General features: G+C 71.5%; 5 protein-coding genes and 1 pseudogene. 4 read left to right on the top strand and 2 right to left on the bottom strand.

The annotated features are described in order from the left end of the window. Together VIU94_RS37545 and VIU94_RS37540 are read right to left on the bottom strand one after the other, a co-directional pair. A pseudogene (locus VIU94_RS37545) lies at positions 1-129 on the bottom strand (DUF4439 domain-containing protein); the annotation flags it as partial. 5 nt (positions 130-134) lie between these two features. Continuing rightward, positions 135-716: a hypothetical protein gene (locus VIU94_RS37540; protein ID WP_331918863.1), complete on the bottom strand. Its 582-nt coding sequence runs from the start codon at positions 714-716 to the stop codon at positions 135-137. Between the two features lie 168 nt (positions 717-884). Between VIU94_RS37540 and rimP the strand changes: the two genes are divergently transcribed. The 4 genes from rimP to VIU94_RS37520 form a co-directional block, all read left to right on the top strand. Further along, the gene (gene rimP, locus VIU94_RS37535; RefSeq protein WP_331918861.1) at positions 885-1,382 is read left to right on the top strand and encodes a ribosome maturation factor RimP; all 498 of its coding nucleotides are present in this window, start codon (positions 885-887) and stop codon (positions 1,380-1,382) included. Positions 1,383-1,384: 2 nt separating this feature from the next. Beyond that, entirely contained in the window at positions 1,385-2,377 is a 993-nt protein-coding gene (nusA, locus tag VIU94_RS37530; protein WP_331918859.1) for a transcription termination factor NusA, read from the top strand. 132 nt (positions 2,378-2,509) lie between these two features. Further along, a complete protein-coding gene (locus tag VIU94_RS37525) occupies positions 2,510-2,779 on the top strand; it encodes a YlxR family protein (RefSeq protein ID WP_331918857.1) in 270 nt (89 codons plus the stop codon). Positions 2,780-2,925: 146 nt separating this feature from the next. Further along, positions 2,926-3,385, top strand: a 460-nt coding sequence (locus VIU94_RS37520; RefSeq protein WP_331918855.1) for a translation initiation factor IF-2 N-terminal domain-containing protein, incomplete at its 3' end; no start/stop codon positions are given.

Below are 3,385 nucleotides of genomic sequence, written 5' to 3'. Positions count from 1 at the left end.
CCGGGCGCGGTGCGCGTCGTACGCGGCCGTCGCCTCGGCGCGCCGCGGCGAGCCGATCCGGCCGCCGACGACCCCGTACCCGTACACCGCGGCGTGCTCCGCGGCCAGCGCCGCCTGGGCGGCGTCGAGTGCGCTCATCGGGTGCTCCTTGCCGGGTCGGGGGCGGTCAGCAGGTACGCGTGGGCCGCGGCGGCCGCCGCGACGGAGGCGAGCAGTCGGGCGTACTCGGGCGGCGCGTCCAGGAGCGCCGCCGCGTGGGCGTCGGAGGTGCGTCGGGCCGCCGTCGCCAGGTTCCGTACCGCTGTCGCCGGATCCGCGGCGACCGGTGCGCTCACCCGGGCGGACGAAGCGGCCGAGGGCTTCTGCGCCGATTCGGCCCCCTGATCGGCCTGCTTCGCCGCCGCCTTGCCGGAGTTATTCGCCCCGGCCTCCGGCAGGCCCTCCCCGAGCGCCTTCACATGCGACGCCACGGAAGTCCGCAGCGGCGTCAGCCGGGTCGCGAGGGCGGGGTGCGCCGCGAGCGTCGCGTCGTAGCGTTCCAGCAGGCCGGCACTGGAGGCCACCGCCCCGCGCCGCAGCGCCAGTTCGGCCCGCGCCGCACGTTCGGCCGCCGAGGGAGCCTTCGGCCCGCCGGCGGCCGGGGCGGAGCAGGCCGCGAGCGTCGCCGCTCCCGCGGCCAGGAGCGCACGCCTGCCGATCGTCCCCGTGCGCCCCACGCGTCTCTCCCTCGGTCCTGGGCGGTGTCCTGCCGGTCGAAGATCACCGCAGGCGAGCGTACCCGCGGCCACGGCGTCGGTGGACGGCAACACCCCTCGGGACCGGATACCCTTTGGTCTGACACGCGACGATCCCACAACAGCACACGCGGCCGAGGAGTCACCCGGATGAGCACCACCCAGAGCGACAGGCTGCGCGAGCTCGTGGAGCCGCTCGTCCTCGCGAAGGACCTGGAACTCGAAGACATCGAGCTGTCCCGGGCCGGCCGCCGCGGAATGCTGAGGATCATCGTCGACTCCGACGAGGGCGTGGATCTGGACGCCTGCGCGGAGCTGAGCCGCGCCATCTCGACGACGCTCGACGAGACGGACGTGATGGGCGAGGGCGAGTACAACCTCGAAGTCACCTCCCCCGGCGCCGACCGCCCCCTGACCGAGCACCGCCACTACGTGCGCGCCACCGGCCGACTGGTCAAGCTGCAGCTGCACGAGGGCGGGGAGCTGGTCGCCCGGATCCTCACCGTGGACGACGACGGCCTCGACCTCGAGGTGCCGGGCGTGAAGGGGCGCAAGCCCACCGCCCGCCGGGTCGAGTTCGCCGACGTCGCCAAGGCGCGCGTGGAGATCGAGTTCAACCGCAAGGACAAGAAGGAAGAGGAGGCGTAGCCGTGGACATCGACGTGAAGCTTCTGAAGGGCTTGGCGCAGGAGAAGGAGATCTCCTTCGAGATGCTGGTCGAGGCGATCGAGTCGGCCCTCCTCATCGCCTACCACCGCACCCCCTCCGCCCGTCGGCACGCCCGGGTCGAACTGAACCGGCAGACCGGTCATGTGACGGTGTGGGCGAAGGAAGACCCCGCCGAGCTGGAGGAGGGGCAGGAGCCGAAGGACTTCGACGACACCCCGTCGGACTTCGGCCGGATCGCGGCCAGCACCGCCCGCCAGGTCATTCAGCAGCGGCTGCGGGACGCCGAGAACGACGTCACCTTCGGCGAGTACGCCCGCCGCGAGGGCGACATCGTGGCCGGCCAGGTGCAGCAGGGCAAGGACCCGAAGAACGTCCTCGTCAAGCTGGACGACAAGCTGGAAGCCATCCTTCCGGTGCAGGAGCAGGTGCCGGGCGAGGACTACACGCACGGTCTGCGGCTGCGTACCTACGTCGTCCGCGTGGCGAAGGGCGTGCGCGGTCCGTCGGTCACCCTTTCGCGCACCCACCCCAATCTGGTGAAGAAGCTCTTCGCCCTGGAGGTGCCGGAGATCGCGGACGGCTCCGTCGAGATCTCGGCGATCGCCCGCGAGGCCGGCCATCGCACCAAGATCGCCGTTCGGGCCACCCGTTCGGGCCTGAACGCCAAGGGCGCCTGCATCGGCCCGATGGGCAGCCGGGTGCGCAATGTCATGGCCGAGCTGCTCGGCGAGAAGATCGACATCGTCGACTGGTCCGACGACCCGGCGGAGATGGTGGCCAACGCGCTGTCCCCGGCCCGGGTCTCCAAGGTCGAGATCGTCGACCTGGCCGCCCGGTCCGCCCGGGTGACCGTGCCCGACTACCAGCTGTCGCTGGCGATCGGCAAGGAGGGCCAGAACGCCCGCCTGGCCGCCCGCCTGACCGGCTGGCGCATCGACATCCGTCCCGACACGGAGCAGCAGCCCGCCGAGTAGGGCGGGCCGCGGCCCTGTGCCGCAGGAACAGATCACGCCGTGGTGACGTTGTGCCACGACGAGATCACGACAAACGACCGTTCGATTTTTGCCCCAAACGGGTGAGGTCGGTACGGGGAGGTAGACTTAATCGTGTCTGGCCGGACGCAAGAGCCTGTGTGCCCTGAACGAACCTGTGTGGGATGCCGGGAGCGAGCGGCCAAGAGCGATCTGCTGCGCATCGTGGCGGTCGAGGGCGTATGCGTCCCCGATCATCGCGGTACGCTGCCCGGCCGGGGTGCGTATCTGCACCCCGCCTCGGTCTGTCTCGACCTGGCGGTCCGCCGTCGGGCGTTTCCGAGGGCCTTCAAGGTCCCGGGCCCGCTGGACACGGCGGAACTGGCAGAGCGGTTCAACCAGTAAGAAGTACGGCACGGCAACCCCCGTGCGGTCAGGTACCTCGCGAGTTGGAAGTAGGTCGAGATTGCGATGAGCACTCGATGAGTACGCGATGAGTACGCCCATGAAGTAGCGACGGTCCGGCGGTAACCGGACCTAAAAGGAGCGAAGTGGCTAAGGTCCGGGTATACGAACTCGCCAAGGAGTTCGGCGTCGAGAGCAAGGTCGTCATGGCCAAGCTCCAAGAACTCGGTGAATTCGTCCGTTCGGCGTCCTCGACGATCGAGGCGCCGGTTGTGCGCAAGTTGACTGATGCGCTGCAGGGTCCCGGCTCCGCCGGCAAGGCCGCAGCGAAGCCCGGCGCGCCCCGCAAGGCAGCGCCGTCCCCCAAGCCCGCCGCGCCCTCCCCGGCGCAGGCGGCACGTCCGGCTGCACCCAAGCCTGGCGCGCCCACCCCGGCGCCCAAGCCCGCAGCAGCTGAGAAGCCCTCCGCGGCGCCGGCCCCCGGCCCGCGTCCGGCTCCGGCTCCGAAGCCCGCGGCCGAGCCCAAGCCGGCTCCCGCCGCCCCGGCTCCGACCACCCCGGAGTTCACCGCGCCTCCGACGGCCCCGGCCCCTGCGCCGGCCGCCG

This window comes from Streptomyces sp., from assembly GCF_036566765.1.
Classification (GTDB): domain Bacteria; phylum Actinomycetota; class Actinomycetes; order Streptomycetales; family Streptomycetaceae; genus Streptomyces.
The sequence above is the reverse complement of the archived record's forward strand: the minus strand, read 5'-3'. Positions and strand labels throughout refer to the sequence as shown.

Bases quoted from the DNA above. Each gene is read 5' to 3' on its own strand.
- rimP (WP_331918861.1), top strand. From the start codon at position 885: ATGAGCACCACCCAGAGCGACAGGCTGCGCGAGCTCGTGGAGCCGCTC.